The sequence below is a fragment of the Sphingomonas sp. S2M10 genome (assembly GCF_012650175.1).
Lineage (GTDB): Bacteria > Pseudomonadota > Alphaproteobacteria > Sphingomonadales > Sphingomonadaceae > Sphingomonas.
The window spans coordinates 39,277-56,389 of the sequence record NZ_JAAILI010000086.1; the positions used below are offsets into that span (position 1 = coordinate 39,277).

At 67.5% G+C, this 17,113-nt stretch carries 21 protein-coding genes; 12 read left to right on the plus strand and 9 right to left on the minus strand.

Annotated features, from left to right (window positions below; genetic code table 11):
• The first annotated feature begins 74 nt into the window (after positions 1-74).
• The gene (locus S2M10_RS21175; RefSeq protein ID WP_168847843.1) at positions 75-236 is read left to right on the plus strand and encodes a DUF1674 domain-containing protein; all 162 of its coding nucleotides are present in this window, start codon (positions 75-77) and stop codon (positions 234-236) included.
• Positions 237-258: 22 nt separating this feature from the next.
• Here S2M10_RS21175 and msrA read toward each other — a convergent pair whose 3' ends face one another.
• Genes msrA through pabB form a run of 3 tightly spaced genes read right to left on the minus strand, consistent with a single transcriptional unit; the run spans position 259 to position 3,982 of the window.
• Positions 259-936 carry a peptide-methionine (S)-S-oxide reductase MsrA gene (msrA, locus tag S2M10_RS21180; protein WP_168847844.1) on the minus strand — a complete coding sequence of 226 codons (678 nt, stop codon included), beginning with the start codon at positions 934-936 and terminating at the stop codon, positions 259-261.
• A 45-nt stretch (positions 937-981) separates the two neighbouring features.
• Entirely contained in the window at positions 982-2,181 is a 1,200-nt protein-coding gene (locus S2M10_RS21185) for a pyridoxal phosphate-dependent aminotransferase (RefSeq protein WP_168847845.1), read from the minus strand.
• Between the two features lie 34 nt (positions 2,182-2,215).
• Positions 2,216-3,982 carry an aminodeoxychorismate synthase component I gene (pabB, locus tag S2M10_RS21190; protein WP_211091209.1) on the minus strand — a complete coding sequence of 589 codons (1,767 nt, stop codon included), beginning with the start codon at positions 3,980-3,982 and terminating at the stop codon, positions 2,216-2,218.
• A gap of 79 nt (positions 3,983-4,061) precedes the next feature.
• Between pabB and S2M10_RS21195 the strand changes: the two genes are divergently transcribed.
• Positions 4,062-4,742, plus strand: a complete 681-nt coding sequence (locus S2M10_RS21195; protein WP_168847846.1) for an MBL fold metallo-hydrolase — start codon at positions 4,062-4,064, stop codon at positions 4,740-4,742.
• A 4-nt stretch (positions 4,743-4,746) separates the two neighbouring features.
• Here S2M10_RS21195 and S2M10_RS21200 read toward each other — a convergent pair whose 3' ends face one another.
• Complete coding sequence (locus S2M10_RS21200) at positions 4,747-5,148, minus strand: MAPEG family protein (RefSeq protein ID WP_168847847.1); 402 nt, start codon at positions 5,146-5,148, stop codon at positions 4,747-4,749.
• Between the two features lie 203 nt (positions 5,149-5,351).
• Between S2M10_RS21200 and rpmF the strand changes: the two genes are divergently transcribed.
• The 5 genes from rpmF (at position 5,352) to S2M10_RS21225 (ending at position 8,363) form a co-directional block, all read left to right on the plus strand.
• Positions 5,352-5,531, plus strand: a complete 180-nt coding sequence (gene rpmF / locus S2M10_RS21205) for a 50S ribosomal protein L32 (RefSeq protein ID WP_010545868.1) — start codon at positions 5,352-5,354, stop codon at positions 5,529-5,531.
• Between the two features lie 29 nt (positions 5,532-5,560).
• Positions 5,561-6,592: a phosphate acyltransferase PlsX gene (plsX, locus tag S2M10_RS21210; RefSeq protein WP_168847848.1), complete on the plus strand. Its 1,032-nt coding sequence runs from the start codon at positions 5,561-5,563 to the stop codon at positions 6,590-6,592.
• 21 nt (positions 6,593-6,613) lie between these two features.
• Positions 6,614-7,585: a beta-ketoacyl-ACP synthase III gene (locus S2M10_RS21215; RefSeq protein ID WP_168847849.1), complete on the plus strand. Its 972-nt coding sequence runs from the start codon at positions 6,614-6,616 to the stop codon at positions 7,583-7,585.
• Between the two features lie 141 nt (positions 7,586-7,726).
• A complete protein-coding gene (locus tag S2M10_RS21220) occupies positions 7,727-8,026 on the plus strand; it encodes an integration host factor subunit alpha (protein ID WP_168847850.1) in 300 nt (99 codons plus the stop codon).
• A 7-nt stretch (positions 8,027-8,033) separates the two neighbouring features.
• On the plus strand, positions 8,034-8,363 hold the full coding sequence (locus tag S2M10_RS21225; protein WP_168847851.1) for a MerR family transcriptional regulator: 330 nt from the start codon (positions 8,034-8,036) through the stop codon (positions 8,361-8,363).
• A gap of 80 nt (positions 8,364-8,443) precedes the next feature.
• Here the strand turns inward: S2M10_RS21225 and S2M10_RS21230 are convergent, their stop codons facing one another.
• The 3 genes from S2M10_RS21230 to S2M10_RS21240 form a co-directional block, all read right to left on the minus strand.
• The gene (locus S2M10_RS21230; protein ID WP_168847852.1) at positions 8,444-8,977 is read right to left on the minus strand and encodes a histidine phosphatase family protein; all 534 of its coding nucleotides are present in this window, start codon (positions 8,975-8,977) and stop codon (positions 8,444-8,446) included.
• Positions 8,974-11,700: an ATP-dependent DNA helicase gene (locus S2M10_RS21235; RefSeq protein WP_168847853.1), complete on the minus strand. Its 2,727-nt coding sequence runs from the start codon at positions 11,698-11,700 to the stop codon at positions 8,974-8,976. The genes S2M10_RS21230 and S2M10_RS21235 overlap by 4 nt, the downstream gene beginning before the upstream one ends.
• 88 nt (positions 11,701-11,788) lie before the next feature.
• Entirely contained in the window at positions 11,789-11,974 is a 186-nt protein-coding gene (locus S2M10_RS21240; RefSeq protein WP_168847854.1) for a DUF4169 family protein, read from the minus strand.
• Positions 11,975-12,035: 61 nt separating this feature from the next.
• On the opposite strand from S2M10_RS21240, the gene ssb reads away from it, so the two are divergent.
• Positions 12,036-12,602: a single-stranded DNA-binding protein gene (gene ssb, locus S2M10_RS21245; RefSeq protein WP_168847855.1), complete on the plus strand. Its 567-nt coding sequence runs from the start codon at positions 12,036-12,038 to the stop codon at positions 12,600-12,602.
• Positions 12,603-12,753: 151 nt separating this feature from the next.
• Positions 12,754-13,221, plus strand: coding sequence for a hypothetical protein (locus S2M10_RS21250; protein WP_168847856.1), 468 nt, complete (start codon positions 12,754-12,756; stop codon positions 13,219-13,221).
• A 5-nt stretch (positions 13,222-13,226) separates the two neighbouring features.
• Here the strand turns inward: S2M10_RS21250 and S2M10_RS21255 are convergent, their stop codons facing one another.
• Positions 13,227-13,523 (minus strand): sel1 repeat family protein, encoded by a 297-nt coding sequence (locus S2M10_RS21255; protein ID WP_168847857.1) that lies wholly within the window; start codon positions 13,521-13,523, stop codon positions 13,227-13,229.
• Positions 13,524-13,611: 88 nt separating this feature from the next.
• Complete coding sequence (panC, locus tag S2M10_RS21260) at positions 13,612-14,445, minus strand: pantoate--beta-alanine ligase (RefSeq protein ID WP_168847858.1); 834 nt, start codon at positions 14,443-14,445, stop codon at positions 13,612-13,614.
• Positions 14,446-14,525: 80 nt separating this feature from the next.
• Between panC and S2M10_RS21265 the strand changes: the two genes are divergently transcribed.
• From S2M10_RS21265 to S2M10_RS21275, 3 genes are all read left to right on the plus strand, one after another.
• Positions 14,526-15,320, plus strand: a complete 795-nt coding sequence (locus S2M10_RS21265; protein WP_168847859.1) for a division plane positioning ATPase MipZ — start codon at positions 14,526-14,528, stop codon at positions 15,318-15,320.
• The gene (locus tag S2M10_RS21270) at positions 15,320-15,580 is read left to right on the plus strand and encodes a J domain-containing protein (RefSeq protein ID WP_168847860.1); all 261 of its coding nucleotides are present in this window, start codon (positions 15,320-15,322) and stop codon (positions 15,578-15,580) included. The genes S2M10_RS21265 and S2M10_RS21270 overlap by 1 nt, the downstream gene beginning before the upstream one ends.
• Before the next feature lie 138 nt (positions 15,581-15,718).
• On the plus strand, positions 15,719-17,107 hold the full coding sequence (locus tag S2M10_RS21275) for a phosphomannomutase/phosphoglucomutase (protein WP_168847861.1): 1,389 nt from the start codon (positions 15,719-15,721) through the stop codon (positions 17,105-17,107).
• Positions 17,108-17,113: the final 6 nt, after the last annotated feature.

The window sequence follows — 17,113 nt, forward strand, 5'->3', positions numbered from 1 at the left end:
GCTACCCAACCGTTCACTTGACCATGCTCCTTTGGGCGCCGACATGGGCCGGGCAACCAAGGAAGGCAATCCCGATGGGCAAGCGACCCGACCATGTGCAGCCCCCGGCCTATCTCTCGAAGAGCCCGCCGGTGCCCAAGCCCGAACCGATGCAGCGGCCGGAAAAGGACCCGCTCGACAAGGATCCCGTCCGCTATGGCGACTGGGAGCTGAAGGGCATCGCGATCGATTTCTGACCGCTGAGCCTCCTCGCTGGCGTCAGTGCGCCAGCTGGGGGTAGGTCGATCGGAAGGCGGCGACCTTGGGCTGGTCCCAGCGCATGATATAGGGGTGCGTCGGGTGCCGCCAGAAGAAGTCCTGATGGTACTCCTCGGCCGGGTAGAAGCCGCCGGTCTCCAGCCTGGTGGTGATCGGCTTGCCGAACGCCTTAGCGTGGGTCAGCTGGGCGATGTACGCTCCGGCGACGCGGCGCTGCTCGGCGTTCTGCGGGAAGATCGCGCTGCGATAGCTCGGGCCGCGATCAGGCCCCTGGCCGCCCTTCTGGGTGGGATCGTGGGCCACCGAGAAGAAGACGCGAAGCAGCGTGCCATAGCTGACCCGGGTGGGATCATAGACCACCTTCACCGCCTCGGCATGGCCGGTCCGCTCGCCCTTGACCTGATCATAGGTAGCGGTGGCGGCGGTGCCGCCGGCATAGCCGCTGGTAACCGACTGAACGCCCTTCACCGACTGGAACACCGCTTCCATGCCCCAGAAGCAGCCGCCGGCGAACACGGCCGTCTGCGGCTTCTTCGCCTTGGCGACGTCGATCGCGGGCGGCGGCACCGCCACGGCGGCGACCTTCTCGATGCGCAACCCTCCGGCTGCGATCAGCAGGAAGGCGCCGCCGGCAAGGGCGGCAAGGGACAGCGGGAGCTTCAACGTGCGTCGGGTCATGATACCCCCATATAGGGATGCGGAAGCTCCCGCGTTACAGGTCCCTCAGCGCAGGTCGGCGCAAGCCGTCTGGATTCGGGTGCAGGCTTCGCGGAGCAGCGCCTCGGAGGTCGCATAGCTGATCCGCATCGCCGGTGACAGGCCGAACGCCGCACCGTGCACCGCCGCCACGCGGGCATCGTCGAGGAAATAGCCGATCATGTCCTCGTCGGTGGCGATAACCTTGCCCTTGGGTGTGGTCTTGCCGATCAGCGCGCTGAATTCGGGGTACACGTAGAACGCACCCTCGGGCGTGGGGCAGTGCAAGCCGTCGATTTCGTTGAGCATGCCGACGACCAGGTCGCGGCGCGTCTGGAAGGCGGCGGCGCGATCCTTGAGGAAGCTCTGGTCGCCGGTCAGCGCCGCGACGGCGGCCGCCTGGGCGATCGAGCATGGGTTCGAGGTCGACTGCGACTGGAGCTTGGCGATCGCCTTGATCAGCGGGGCCGGGCCGCCGGCGAAGCCGATGCGCCAGCCGGTCATCGCATAGGCCTTGGAGCAGCCGTTGACGGTGAGCGTACGCTCGTAGAGCGACGGGCAGACCTGCGCGATCGTGGCGAATTCGAAGCCGTCGTACAGGATGTGCTCGTACATATCGTCGGCGAACACCCAGACATGCGGGTGGCGCTCGATCACCTCGCCCAGCGCCTTGAGCTCGGCAGCCGAATAGGCGGCGCCGGTGGGGTTGGACGGCGAGTTGAGGATCACCCACTTGGTCTTGGGCGTGATCGCCGCCTCGAGCTGCTCGGGGGTGATCTTGTAGCCCTGGTCGGCACCGGCGGCGATGAACACCGGCGTGCCGCCCGCAAACTGAATTACGTCAGGATAGCTGACCCAATACGGCGCGGGCACGATCACCTCGTCGCCGGCTTCCACCGTGGCGACGATCGCGTTGAACAGCGTGTGCTTGCCGCCGACGTTGATCGTGACCTGCTGCGCAGTGTAGTCCAAGCCGTTGTCGCGCTTGAACTTCGCGATCACCGCGTCCTTCAGCTCGGGCGTGCCGTCGACATTGGTATACTTGGTCTTGCCGTCGCGGATCGCCTGGATCGCGGCTTCCTTGACGAAGTCGGGCGTGTCGAAATCGGGCTCGCCGGCGCCCAGGCCGATCACGTCGACGCCGGCACGCTTCAGCTCGAACACGCGGCTGGTCATGGCGAGCGTGGCGGAGGGCTGGATGCGCTGGAGCGCGGCGGAGGTCTGCATGAGTCTGAGCGCCTTTTCCGGGAAAGATGCGCGCCTATAGGTCCGCTTCGGTGCCTTCCGCAACTGTAACGGCTGCAACCAGTCCGCGCAGCGCATTGCCGAGCAGGAAACCGTTCGCGAGATCCTCGGGGCGGAGGTCGCCTTCGACTGCGCGACCGCTGCCGAGCAGCTCGGCGCGCAGCGCGCCGGGCAGGAGGCCGCGCGAGAGCGGCGGCGTAACCAGCATGCCGTTGCGCTCGACGAACAGCGAGGTGAAGCTGCCCTCGGTGCAATAGCCCTCCGCGTCGGTGAACACGACCTCCCAGGTACCGGCGGCGCGGCGCGGCGCATCATAGACGGCGCGGCGGGTGGTCTTGTGGGCCAGGCGGAAATCCTGCGCGGGCACGGAATGGGGAACGATCCGGACCTTTATCGGCCCCGCAGGGGTGGTTGGCAGCGGCGAGATCCCGATCGACACTGCGCCAGAGGATCCCAGCAACAGCCGCACCTTGGCTGCGGCGCGCAGCCGGAAGGTCGCCGCCTGCAGCTCGTTGCGAACGACATGGCGGTCGAACGGGAAACCAAAGGTCTCGGCGCTGTCGCGAATGCGTTCGAGATGGCGTTCGAGCAGCAGGATGCCCTCTTCGGGATCGAATCGCATCGTCTCGATCAGGTCGAAGCCCGGCTCATCCATCGTCACGAACGCCCCCTTGGCGCGGCACTCCGCCCATTCGCTGTCGGCATAGGAGTCGGCGATGACCCCTGAGCCGAGGCCGAGGCGGGCGCGGCCGGCCGCATCGATGGCCAAGGTGCGGATCGCGACGTTGAATTCGGCCCCACCATCGGCATCGATCCTCCCTATCGAACCGGTATAGACGCCACGCGCGCTGGGTTCGACTTCGGCGATTACCTGCATTGCACGGATCTTCGGCGCGCCGGTCACCGATCCGCAGGGGAACAACGCGGCGAGCGCGTCAACGGCTCCGAGGCTTTCGTTCAGGCGCGCGGTGACCGTCGAGGTCATCTGGTGGACGGTGGGATAGGTCTCGACCTGGAAGAGCTGCGGCACCGTGACGCTGCCCGGCTGGGCGACGCGGCCGAGATCGTTGCGCATCAGGTCGACGATCATCAGGTTCTCGGCGCGCTGCTTGGGATCGGTCGCGAGCTCCCGGGCAAGCGCGGCGTCGATCGCGGGATCGGCGTCGCGCGGCGCGGTGCCTTTCATCGGGCGGGCGGTGAGGGTGCCGTCCTCCAGCGTGAAGAAGAGCTCGGGCGAGAGGCTGAGCAGCCATTGTTCCCCCGTCGCGACCAGCGCGCCATGGCCCGCGGCGGCGCGGGCGCGGAGCAGCGCGTAGAGCGCGGCGGGATCGCCCGCGACCGGCACCTCGGCGCGGAAGGTGAGGTTGGCCTGATAGATGTCGCCGGCTTCTATATAAGAGAGCACGCGCGCGAGGGCGGTGTCATAGGCGGCGCGGTCAAGCAGCGGGCGGGGGCGTCCGGCCCAGGCGCCGGCGGGGTCGGGGAGCAGCGCTGGGACCGCGTCGGCGGGCAGCCGCTGGTGGCCGCGAAACAGGCCGAACCAGAGCAGCGGGCCTTCCGTCTCGCGCATGGGCGCGGCGGCTTCGAGCGCGGCGCCGGCCTCATAGGCGAGCCAGCCGGCTGCATCCAAACCCTCGGCAGCCGCCACGCGCAGGCGGTCCAGCGCGGGCGCCACGTCGTCCAGCCGGTGCGCGACGACGATTCCGACGGGATCGACATAGAGGCGCGCCTCGCCATCGGCGCGCGCGTCGTCGAGCAGGACGAAGGGGGGACGCAAAACCATCAGTCCGCTGAAATGCAGAGCCGCGCCGCGAAGGGCAAGCCTTGGTTGCCGCGCGCGCGCGCGCGGGGTAGCGAGATGCATGGCTTCCGATCCCAACGTCGCCCAGCCGCTGCTTCGTGCGGCGATCGTGCCCGTCACCCCGCTCCAGCAGAACTGCACCCTGCTCTGGTGTACGAAGACAATGCGCGGCGCCTTCGTCGATCCGGGCGGCGACCTCGACCGGTTGCGCGCGGCGGCGAAACAGCACGGCGTTACCATCGAGAAGCTGCTGATTACCCATGGCCATATCGACCATTGCGGCTCGGCCGGCATTTTCGCCGAGGAGCTGGGCGTGCCGATCGAAGGGCCGCACGAGGCCGATCGCTACTGGATCGCGCGGCTGGAGGATGACGGCCGCGCCTACCGCGTCCCGGGCCGGCCGTTCGAGCCGAATCGCTGGCTGGTGCAGGGCGACCAGGTGACGGTGGGCGAGCTGGTGCTCGACGTCTATCACTGCCCGGGACACACCCCGGGCCATGTCGTTTTCCACCATCCCGAATCGCAGCTGGCGATCGTCGGCGACGTGCTGTTCCAGGGATCGATCGGCCGCACCGATTTCCCGCTAGGTAACCACCAGGACCTGATCGACGCGATCACCACTCGGCTCTGGCCGCTGGGGGACGAAACGGTGTTTGTCCCCGGCCACGGCCAGCCCAGCAATTTCGGCCAGGAGCGGCGCACCAACCCGTTCGTTGCCGATTCGGTGCTGGCGCGCGCCTGACGACTCAGTGCAGCGGGTTAGAACCCGTATAGCCGAGCCACGCAGCATAGAGCCCGAGCCCGGCGACGATCAGGAAGGTGGTGAGCGCGCCGATCTCCCGGCCGCGTCGCCAGCCATCCATGCCGAAACCGTGGAGCACGCGGCCGATCAGATAGACGGCCGCGACGATCCACAGATAGAATTGCGTGCCCTGAGCCAGCTCGATCAGGCCGATCAGGATCAGCACGAAGGGCGTATATTCGACGAAATTCATCTGCGCGCGCATGCGCGCGATGAGGCGCGGGCTGCCGCCGTCGCCGGTCAGCACCTTTTCCGCCATGCGAATCTGGATGACGCGAATCGCCAGCCACAGGTTGATCAGCGCCGCGGCGCCGGCGCTGGTGAGTGTTACCGGCAGAAAAAACATGCGCGTCCCCCTAAAACCAAGGTGCGAACCCCTGCCACGTGCGGCTTCTGCTTGCAACGCGGAGGAGAATCGCTATACGCGCGGGCTCGCTTCGTGACCTGTCCGCTGGTCCGGCGAGCGGCCGGCCTAGCCGTCGCTTGCCCGAACTACCCTGTGGGCGTATCGCGACTTATTGATTCATTTAGCTTGTTGAAGGTGCCGAAATGGCCGTTCCTAAGAGAAAGACCTCGCCGTCGAAGCGTGGCATGCGTCGTTCGCACGATGCGCTGACCGTCGAATCGTTCCAGGAGTGCCCGAACTGCGGCGAACTCAAGCGTCCGCACAACCTGTGCAACGCGTGCGGCCACTATAACGGCCGTGAAATCGTTTCGGTCGAGGGCTGAACCACGTTCCGCAACGGGGGGTTGCCGGTATGACTGTTCCCTCGCGGATCGCCGTCGATGCAATGGGCGGCGATGAGGGGGTCGCCGTCATGCTCGCCGGCGCTGCACGTGCACGTCGCCGCTTCGAGGGGATGGAATTCCTCCTCGTCGGCGACGAGTCGCGTATCCGTGATGGGCTGAAGGCGCATCCCAATCTGGCAGCCGCGTGCGAGATCGTCCACGCGGCCGAAGTCGTTGCGTCCGACGCCAAGCCGAGCCAGGCGATCCGCCGTGCCAAGACGACGTCGATGGGCATTGCGATCGATCTGGTGAAGCAGGGCCGCGCCGGCGCGGCCGTGTCTTCGGGCAATACCGGCGCGTTGATGGCGATGGCCAAGCTGTCGCTCCGCACCATGGCGGGGATCGACCGGCCGGCGCTCGCCGCGCTGATGCCGTCGCTGGGCGACAACGACACGGTGATGCTCGATCTCGGCGCCAATACCGAGGTGGACCAGCGCAACCTGGTGCAGTTCGCGGTGATGGGCGCGGCCTATGCGCGCACCGCGCTCGATCTCGCGCGCCCGCGCGTCGCGCTGCTCAACATCGGCACCGAAGAGATGAAGGGCACCGAGAGCATCCGCGATGCCGCCGCCCAGCTGCGCGCGGCCAAGCATCTGCCGCTCGAATTCACCGGTTTCATCGAAGGCAACCGGCTGTCGCGCGGCGATGTCGACGTGATCGTCTGCGACGGCTTTTCGGGCAATATCGCGCTCAAGACCGCCGAGGGCACCGCGCGGTTCGTGGCGGACCTGCTGCGCCGCGCGTTCAGCTCCTCGCTGCGCTCCAAGGTCGGGTTCCTGATCTCGAAGCCCGCGACCGAGCTGCTGCGCCACCATCTCGACCCGAACAACCATAATGGTGCCGTTTTCCTCGGGCTGAACGGCATCGTCGTGAAGAGCCATGGCGGCGCGAACGAAGTCGGCGTGGATACCGCGATCGGCTTCGCCGCCAAGATGGTGCGCGACGAACTGACCCGGCGCATTGCCGAGGATTTGGGGAACTTCGAGGCCAAGGCCGCGTAAGGACGAGGTAGAAGGGGTCGCATGACCGTACGTTCGGTGATTCTCGGTACGGGTTCCGCCCTGCCGGCACAGCGTGTTTCCAACGCGGAGCTGGCGGAGCGCGTCGATACCAGCGACGAGTGGATCGTCGAGCGGACGGGCATCCGCTTCCGCCACATCGCCGGGCCGGAGGAAACCACCGGCACGCTGGCCGCGGACGCGGCGCGGGCGGCGCTCGAATCGGCCGGGATCGAGGCATCGTCGATCGACCTGATCGTGCTGGCCACCGCCACCCCGGACCAGACCTTCCCCGCCACGGCCACGCGCGTGCAGAACGCGCTCGGCATCCTCGATTGCGTCGCCTTCGACGTTGCCGCGGTGTGCTCGGGCTTCCTCTATGCGGTGCAGGTCGCCGATTCGATGCTGCGCGCGGGCGTCCATCGCCGCGCGCTGGTGATCGGTGCCGAGACGTTCAGCCGCCTGCTCGACTGGGAAGACCGCACCACCTGCGTCCTGTTCGGCGACGGTGCCGGCGCGATCGTGCTGGATGCGCAGGACGTGGAGGGCGCGGCGCCGCAGGGCATTCTGGCCACCAAGCTTCACGCCGACGGCCGCTACAACGACCTTCTGTATGTCGATGGCGGCGTCTCGACTACCGGCACCGTTGGCAAGCTGCGCATGAAGGGGCGGGAGGTGTTCCGCCACGCCGTGACCAACCTCGCCGCGGTGATGCAGGAATCGCTTGCCGCCGCCGGGCTTCAGCCGAGCGATGTCGACTGGGTGGTGCCGCATCAGGCCAATGCGCGTATTCTGGACGCCACGGCGCGCAAACTGGATCTCGCGGCCGAAAAGGTGATCGTCACAGTCGATCGCCACGCCAACACCTCGGCAGCCTCGGTGCCGCTCGCATTGGATGCTGCGGTGCGGGATGGCCGGATCAAGCGAGGCGACCTACTCGTTTTGGAAGCGATGGGCGGCGGATTTACCTGGGGCGCGGCGGTCGTCCGCTTCTAGGCGTTCTGCGATATCCCCATTTTGGACAAATTACGTGTTTTTCCAGAATATGTCTGAGGCGTTACTGCGGCTTCAACATCAATCTTGATAGCGCGTAACAATCTGATACGGGTACCTTAGTACACGAAAGGAATTGCCGGAATGAATGCTGCGGGAACGCTGACCAGGGCAGACTTGGCCGAGTCGCTGCATCGCGAGGTGGGGCTGTCGCGTGCCGACGCGGCGCGCATCGTCGAGCAGATCCTGAAGCACATGTGCGAGGCGCTGGCGAAGGGCGAAAACGTCAAGATTTCCGGGTTCGGCAGCTTCGTGTTGCGAGACAAGGGCGAGCGGGTCGGCCGCAATCCCAAAACCGGGGTGGAAGTGCCGATCGCGCCGCGCCGCGTGCTCACCTTCCGCGCCAGCCAGATGATGCGCGACCGCATCGTCTCAGCCCGCTGAGGTCCCGATGTCGGCGACCGAAAAGGCCGCCGGCGCGTTGCGGACCATAGGTGAGCTCGCCGCTGAAATCGGCAGGCCGCAGCATATCTTGCGCTATTGGGAAACCCGGTTTCCCCAGCTGAAGCCTCTCACCCGTGCGGGCAACCGCCGGTATTATCGACCCGATGACGTGGCGCTGGTGCGCCGCATCCATCACCTCCTCAGCGAGGAGGGCTACACCATCCGCGGCGTCCAGCGCCTGCTGGCCGAGGAAAAGGCGGCACGCGGCAAGAACCGCGCCGTGGAATTACAGGCGATCCGCGACTCGCTGGCGCAGGCGCTGGACGAAGATCGCTGACGAAGGTGAAGGGCGAGGGTGAGGCTTCTCCCCCTCGTCGCTTCGTCGGCAGGCTCTATCGGTGGGCTTGCCACGTGTCCTCAGGCGTCTGGGCCGAGACTGGGATCAAGATCGCGCGGACGGATGAAGCGGACCAGTTCGGCCTCCGCGCCCGATGCCTCGGCCCAATGGGCAATGTCGAAGCGCAGTTCGGCCAACGTCGCGGTGGGAAATTTCTCCGCCGCTGCGTCGCGCAGCGGGCCCGGCGTGCGGACACGATCCAGCACCAGCTCCTCCAGCCCCGGATTATGCCCGGAAAGCAGCACCGTGTCGGCGCCGTCCGGCAGCGCCTCGACCGCGTCGAGCAGCGTGCCGAGCGAAGCCAGATACAGCTTCTGGTCCCAGGCCGGTTCGATCGCCGCGCCATAGCCATGCGCGACCTGTCCCAGCGTTTCCTGTACCCGCACCGCCGGCGAGGCGATGGCATGATCGAAGCGCAGGCCCTGATCGCGCAGATAGCGGCCCATCGCCATCGCGGCGCGCTGGCCCTTGGGGTTGAGAGGGCGGTCGAAATCGCGCGCGACCGGATCGTCCCAACCGGACTTGGCGTGGCGGAGGACGAGAAGGGTCTTCATGCTTCCCCGATGTGAACGCTGGCGGTCTCTCCCGCCTCATGCCGCATGCCGGGCCCCAAGGAAAGCTGAACCCGCTCGACCGCGGCGTCGAGCGTGGTGCGCGTGATGCGCGTCCCCGGGGGAAATGCATCGAGCAGTCGAGAAGGCGTGGCAGCGGAGAGCAGTACGAAGGCGCCGCGATCGTCGGCGCGGCGGATCAGCCGGCCGAACGCCTGCGCGAGCCGGGCGCGGACGATGCGATCGTCATAGGCCGAGCCGCCGCCGGCCAGCCGCCGCGCCGCGTGGAGCACGCTCGGTTTGGGCCAGGGCACGCCTTCCATCACCACCAGCCGCAGCGAATCGCCGGGCACGTCCACCCCGTCGCGCAGCGCATCGGTGCCGATCAGCGAGGCGCGCGGATCGTCGCGGAAGATGTCGACCAGCGTGCCGGTGTCGATCGGGTCGACATGCTGGGCAAGCAGCGGCAGCCCGTCGCGGGCCAGCCGGTCGGCGATGCGCGCATGGACGGCGCGGAGACGGCGAATCGCGGTGAACAGCCCGAGCGTGCCGCCGCCGGCGGCGGCGATCAGCCGGGCATAGGCGTTGGCAAGCGCGGCCATGTCGCCGCGCTTGACGTCGGTGACGATCAGCACCTCGGCCTGGTTCGGATAGTCGAACGGGCTCGCCGCCGCGAAGCGCTGGGCGGGGCGGAGCAGGTGAGTGCTGCCGGAGCGCGCCTCGGCCACGTCCCAATCGCCTCCGGCGCGCAAGGTAGCGGAGGTGACGAGCACGCCGTGCGCGGGTTCAAGCACGGTCTTGGCGAGCGGCTTGGCGGGGTCGAGCCAGTGGCGGTGCAGGCCGATGTCGAACTCGCGGCCTTCGACCCGGTCGACGGCGAGCCAGTCGACGAACTCGGGATCGGCCGGGCCGCCGATCCGCGCGATCAGCGCGAGCCAGGCGCCGACGGTATCCACCCGCCAGCCGAGCGAGGCGATTGCGCCTTCGATGCGGGCGCGAGCCGGGCCGTCCATCCAGTCGGGCGCCTCGGCCAGCACCGCCTCCAGCCGACGACCGAGCACCACCATTGGACGGAGCAAGGCGTCGAGCGCGGCCGTAGCGTTACCGGCAGCTTCGACCAGCGCGGCATCGGGTTCGGTGAGTTCGGTCTCCAGCCCATAGCCCGCATCTGCCGAGCCGTTGGCGTCGCGCGCATAGACCAGGCCGCGCACCGCGGCCAGCAGCGCTTCAATTGGGCCGAAGGGCTCGCCTTCGTTGAGGCGCTGAAGCCAGCCGTCGCTCGGCAGCGCGCGGGCGGCGTCGACAGCCTCGGAAATGGCGCGGCCGCCGGCATCGTCATAGCTGGCGACGTCGGAGAGGCGGGCGGCGAGGCCCCGGCGGCGTCCGCGCGAGCCGGATTCGGGGCCCGTCAGCCAGCGGCGCAGCTCGATCGCTTCCTGCCCGGTGAGCGCGACGGAGAACATTGCGTCGGCGGCGTCGAACAGATGGTGACCCTCGTCGAACACATAGCGGGTCGGGCGAGTCTGGTTCTCGCGACCGCGCGCGGCATTGACCATCACCAGCGCGTGGTTGGCGATGACGATGTCGGCATCGGCGCTGGCGCGGGCGGCGCGCTCGATGAAGCATTTCCGGTAATGCGGGCAGCCGGCATAGATGCACTCGCCGCGCCGGTCGGTGAGCGCGGTGGAGCCGTTGCGGCGGAACAGCGTCGGCAACCAGCCGGGCAGGTCGCCGCCGATCATGTCGCCATCGGCGGTATAGGCGGCCCAGCGCGCGACCAGCTGGGCGAGGATCGCGGCGCGGCCGGCGAACCCGCCCTGCAGCGCATCCTCCAGATTGAGCAGGCAGACATAATTCTCGCGCCCCTTCCGGGTCACGATGCGGGCACGGCGCTGTGCGGCATCGGGAAACAGCCGCTCGCCTTCATTGCCGAGCTGGCGCTGCAGCGCCTTGGTGAAGGTGGAGACCCAGACCGGCCCGCCTGCCTTTTCCGCCCAGAGCGAGGCGGGAGCGAGATAGCCGAGCGTCTTGCCGATGCCGGTGCCGGCCTCGGCCAGCACGAGGTTGGGGGTGTCCGGCACGCTGCGCGGTGCGAAGGCTTGGGCGGCGGCCTCGGCATAGTCGCGCTGACCCTGGCGTCGCTCGGCCGTGGCGCCGGTGAGGCGGGCGAGGCGCTCTGCGACGTCCGCAGGATCGAGGGTGATGGTGCGCGGGGCGGGGCGGGGGGCGCCCTCCTCCCATTCGGGCAGCTTGGAGAAGAGCCAGCGCTCGGCGCGCTCGGGCTTGGCGATGCGCTGGCCAAGTGCTGCGCTCCACGGCCAGCGCAGCCGGCCGAGCGATTGCAGCCCGTGCCACGCGCCCTCGCGCTCGGGCCAGTCACCCTCGGCCAGCGCAAGCAGCGCGGCGGCGGCAGCGCGTAGAAAAGCGGCGACCTGCGCGTCGTCTTCCGGCGGCTCCAGGCCGCAGGCGCGGGCAAGGCCCTTGGGCGTCGGCACCATGAACCGGGCGGGACGCAGGAATGCGAACAGCTCGAGCAGGTCGAGCCCGCTGAGTTCGGGATGGCCGAGCCGCTGGCCGACGAGCGGGGCGTTGAGCAGCAGCACCGGCGTATCGGCTGCGATCCGGATCGCTTCGCCGCGGCTCAGCCCGCGCGTGCCCTCGGCCGTGGCGATCCATACGCCCGAATGGCTGGCGTGGAGGGCGGGATAGGGGAGCGGCGGCAGCATCGGACTGCAACACTTGTACACGATGCGTTCCGCGATGACAGCGGCAATGCGCCGAGTGGTTCCTCTCCTTGCAGGCGATGCTCTTTTGCTATTCCTCCGGAATCTCCCGCCTGGCCTGGTCCAGCGTGCGCAACCTCCGCTCGGCCTCCGCCGCGTCGCGCGCCCTTTCTGCCTTGGTGCGGCCAAAGCGGGCGCGATTGGTCTCGGCTTCGGCTTTGGCAGTCGCTTTCGCTCTCGCTTTTCGCGCTTTGTTCAGGTTAAGGATCTCAGCCATATTTGAGTCTTTCTAGCGCCCCTGCATGCGGGCGCCCATCGTATATCGGAGTTTTTGCGGCATGGCGGGCAGCGTCAACAAGGTGATCCTCGTCGGCAATCTGGGGCGCGACCCCGAGAGCCGGGCGTTCCAGAACGGCGGCAAGGTGGTGGAACTGCGCATCGCCACGTCCGAGAGCTGGAAGGACCGCAACAGCGGCGAGCGCAAGGAAAAGACCGAGTGGCACACGGTGAAGATCTTCTCCGAAGGTCTCGCCAATGTCGCCGAGCGCTATCTGCGCAAGGGCAGCAAGGTCTATCTCGAAGGCCAGCTGCAGACCCGCAAGTGGCAGGACCAGAGCGGCGCGGATCGCTATTCGACCGAAATCGTGCTGCAGGGCTTCAACGCGCAGATGGTACTGCTCGACGGTCCCGGCGGCGGCCAGGGTGCCGGCATGGGCGGTAGCCGCGGCGGCAGCGGCGGTGGCGACGATTGGGGCGCGGACGACTCGTTCGGCGGCGGTGGTGGCGGCGGCGGCGGTTTCGGCGGCGGCGCTCCGGCCGGGCGCGGCGGCGGGAACTTCAATGGCGGCGGCCAGCGCAGCGGCGGTGGCTTCCCCGACGATCTGGATGACGACGTGCCGTTCTGATCAACCGCCCGTTCAGCGGCCCGCGCAGAGTAGGGGCGGCGCGGGGCCCGCGCATGCCCGTTCGTCTCAAGGGCGGAGGGAGCAAAGCACGCCATGCGCCGTTCCAGCTGTGGAGTCGGCGCAGGCGCGCGCAGGCGGAAGAGGGGCCCGGATGCAAAGCCATCACCTTTTGGGACGAACATCGCTGCTGGCAGCGCTTGCCTTACTGGCGGCGTGCGGGCGGGGCGAGCGGACGACCGAGGACCCGGTGGGGCAGAATGTCGCGGCGGCAGCCGCGGCGGGAGTGCCGGCCAATGTCGCGGCGGCGGTCGATTGCAGCAACACGCCCGACTTCGTGCCCGTCTATGCCGATGCCACGATCCTCAGCTGCACCGCCGCGCCGGACGGGCTGGAAGGGCGGCATGTCAGCGGCAACCTGGTCTATCAGACCGATGCTTCGGTCAAGCAGGTGCTGGGGTGGTCGCGTGCCCAGGCCAATGCCTCGGGCCTGAAATTCCGACGCGAGAACGGCTTCAGCTATGAGGCCGGAGAGGAATCCGAACGCAGCCTGCGCGTGGTGGCGGAAAGCCATCTCGGCCGCACCCGCGTGACCATCAGTTGGGGCCAGAAGGCCGCCTGACGGGTTCAGGCTGCGCGGCTCTCCAGGCCCCGGAGCCATGCGCGGGCGGCTTTCTGCGCTTCGATGATCTCGCGCGCGGTCATGTCCTCGGCGATGTCGGCGCGGCAGGCCTGCGCCTCGACGCTGCCGGTCATCGCGGCGATGTTGAACCATTTGTGCGCTTCGACCAGGTCGATCTTCATGCCTTCTGCGCCGCTGGAATAGACAACGCCCAGATCGAAACAGGCATCCGCGCTGCCGCGGGCCGCGTCGCGCAGCCGGCTTTCCACCAGGAACCGCGCGCTCTTCTCACTATTCGCCATGATCACTTCGCCCCAGAATCGACTTGTTCTGAAGGCGAATCTGCGTTCGAACGGACAATAAAAGGTTAAGCGGCTTAACCGTAATAGTTCATAGCACGGGGATGTTGTCGATCAGCCGCGTGCCGCCGATCCGGGCAGCGGCGAGCAGCCGCATCGGCTGCCCCTCCACCGGCGCTGTCAGCGACTCGGCATCGACCAGCGCCACATAATCCACCTCGAACCCCGCGGCCGCCAGCGACTCCTGCGCCTGGGCGAGTGCCGCCTGTCGGTCCCCGCCATCGCCGATCGCCTTGGCGGCGGCGCCAAGCGCGCGCGGCAGTGCCACCGCGCGCGCGCGATCCTCGGGCATCAGATAGGCGTTGCGCGAGGATAGGGCGAGGCCGTCATCCTCGCGCTGGGTCGGCACGCCCTGGATCTCGATTCCCATGTCCAGATCGGCGACCATGCGACGAATCACCTGGAGCTGCTGCCAATCCTTCTCGCCAAACAGCGCGACGTCCGGGCGAACCTGGTGGAAAAGCTTTGACACGACAGTTGCCACACCATCGAAGTGGCCGGGGCGATGCGCGCCGTCGAGCGGCTCGCTCACGCCTGCGACTCGGACGCTGGTTGCAAAGCCGTCCGGGTACATGGTCTCGGGCGTCGGCATCCAAAGCAGATCGACCCCGGCATTGGCGAGCATCCGCGAATCGGCCTGCTCGCGGCGTGGATATTTTGCCAGATCCTCATTGGGGCCGAACTGGATCGGATTGACGAAGATCGACACGATCACGCGGGTGCCTGCGCGCTTGGCGGCTTCAACCAGCGCCATATGCCCGTCATGCAACGCGCCCATGGTGGGCACGAAGGCCAGCCGGGCGCCTTCGCTACGGAAGGCGTCCAGCGCCTGGCGAAGATCGTCGATCTGGCGAACGGTTTGCACGCTTGGGCACTTTCGATATGAACGGAAGCGGGGCCTTCTATGGGGGGGAGGCCGCCCGATCAAGTGAAGGAATAGCTGCGTTGAATCAGCCCGCTAAACGACTGCATGTGCTGGTTTTTGCCAATGAAAAGGGCGGCACGGGCAAGTCGACCACCGCGGTGCATGCAGCGATTGCGCTCGCTTCCAAGGGCGCGCGCGTCGCCTGTTTCGACCTTGATCACCGCCAGCGGACGATGGGCCGCTACCTCGACAACCGTCGGGCCACGATCCGGCGCACGGGGCGCGAGCTGCCGATGCCCGTCTATGAGACGCATGACGGCGAGAGCATGGACTTCTTCACCGACACGCTGGATCGACTCGGCGAAGGTGCCGACTTCCTGGTGATCGACACGCCCGGTCGGGACGACAAGTTCGCGCGCATCTCCGTCACCAACGCCGACACGCTGGTCACGCCGATGAACGACAGCTTCGTCGATTTCGACCTGATCGGCCAGGTCGATCCGGACAGCTTCCGGGTCACGCGGCCGAGCTTCTATTCGGAGATGATCTGGGAATCGCGCAAGCGCCGCGCCAAGGCGGACGGCGAGACGATCGACTGGGTGGTGCTGCGCAACCGCATGCAGCACATCGAGGCACGCAACATGAAGCGCGTGTCCGAAGCGATCGACCAGCTTTCCAAGCGTGTCGGCTTCCGCGTGATCTCGGGCCTGTCCGAGCGGGTAATCTATCGCGAGCTGTTCCCGCAGGGGCTGACGATGCTCGACTCGCGCGAATTCGGCGAGATGGGGCTCAGCCATGTCGCGGCGCGCCAGGAGCTGCGCGAGATGATGGCCGGCTTGGCCCTGCCTGATGTCAGCGCGCCGCTGTTCGCCTGATGACAAAGGTCCTGATCGCGGCAGCACTGCTCTATATCCTGTGGCGCTGGCTGCAGCCGAAGAAGACGCCAGTCGCACCGCCGCCCCGGCTCGGCGAAAGCGAGGCGCGGGCGATCCTCGGCGTCGATGCGGCGGCGGGTCCCGACGAAATCCGCGCGGCGCACCGAAGGCTCGTCTCGGCGCTGCACCCGGACCGCGGCGGCTCGGCCGAGCTTACCCGGCGGATCAATCTGGCCCGCGATACGTTGCTGCGCGGCTGAGGTCCGTCCTCTCCACGTAACAATTGCCTGTAACGATGCTGCAGTGCAAAATATTTAACCATTCCGTGTCGCGGGCGACTTGAAACTTCCTTTCGAGTGGCGGAAGAGGCACGCATCTTTACCTTCGGGAGGGCATGAATGACGCACCGTTTCGATCCGACGTCGCTGCGCGAATACGACATCCGCGGAATCGTGGGGAAGACGCTGGGTCCGGACGACGCTCGCGCGATCGGCCGCGGCTTCGCAACGCTGCTGCGCCGCGCCGGCGGCCGCCGGGTGGCGGTGGGCCGCGACGGCCGCATCTCCTCGCCGATGCTGGAAGCCGCGCTGATCGAGGGCCTGACCGCCTCGGGCTGCGACGTGGTGCGCACCGGCATGGGCCCGACGCCGATGCTATATTATGCCGAGGCAACGCTGGAGGTGGATGGCGGCATCCAGATTACCGGCAGTCACAATCCCGGCAACTACAACGGCTTCAAGATGGTGTTCCAGCACCGCTCGTTCTTCGGGCAGGACATCCAGACGCTGGGCAAGATGGCGGCGGAAGGCGATTGGGACGAGGGCGATGGCACCGAGACGGTGACCGACGCGGACATCGAGGATCTGTATGTCAGCCGCCTCATCGCTGGCTATGCGGGCGGTTCCTACAAGATCGGCTGGGACGCCGGCAACGGCGCCGCTGGCCCGGTGATCGAGAAGCTCGTCAAGCTGCTGCCGGGTGAGCACCATACGCTGTTCACCGATGTGGACGGTAATTTCCCCAACCATCATCCCGATCCTACCGAAGAGAAGAATCTCGCCGATCTGAAGAAGCTGGTCGCCGAGAAGAACCTCGATTTCGGTCTCGCTTTCGACGGCGACGGCGATCGGCTGGGCGCGATCGACGGCCAGGGCCGGGTGGTGTGGGGCGACCAGCTGCTCGCCATCCTCGCCGAGCCGGTGCTGCGGATCGATCCGGGCGCGACGATCATCGCCGACGTCAAGGCCAGCCAGGCGCTCTACGACCGGATCGCCGAGCTCGGCGGCAAGCCGGTGATGTGGAAGACCGGCCACAGCCTGATCAAGACTAAGATGAAGGAAACTGGCGCCCCGCTCGCGGGCGAGATGAGCGGCCACATCTTCTTCGCGCAGGATTATTACGGCTTCGACGACGCCCAATATGCGGCGATCCGCCTGATCCAGGCGGTGCACGTGATCGGCAAGTCGCTCACCCAGATCAAGGACGAGATGCCGGCGATGGTCAACACGCCGGAGATGCGCTTCCAGGTCGACGAGAGCCGCAAGTTCCCGGTGGTCGAGGAAGTGCTCGACCGGCTCGAGGCCGATGGTGCCGAGGTCGACCGCACCGACGGCGCGCGGGTCAACACGCCGGACGGCTGGTGGCTGCTGCGCGCGTCGAACACCCAGGACGTGCTGGTCGCGCGCGCCGAGGCGAAGAGCCAGGAAGGCCTCGACCGGCTGATGGCGCAGATCGACGACCAGCTGGCCAAGAGCGGCATCGTCCGCGGCGAGCAGGCAGCGCATTGATGTGCT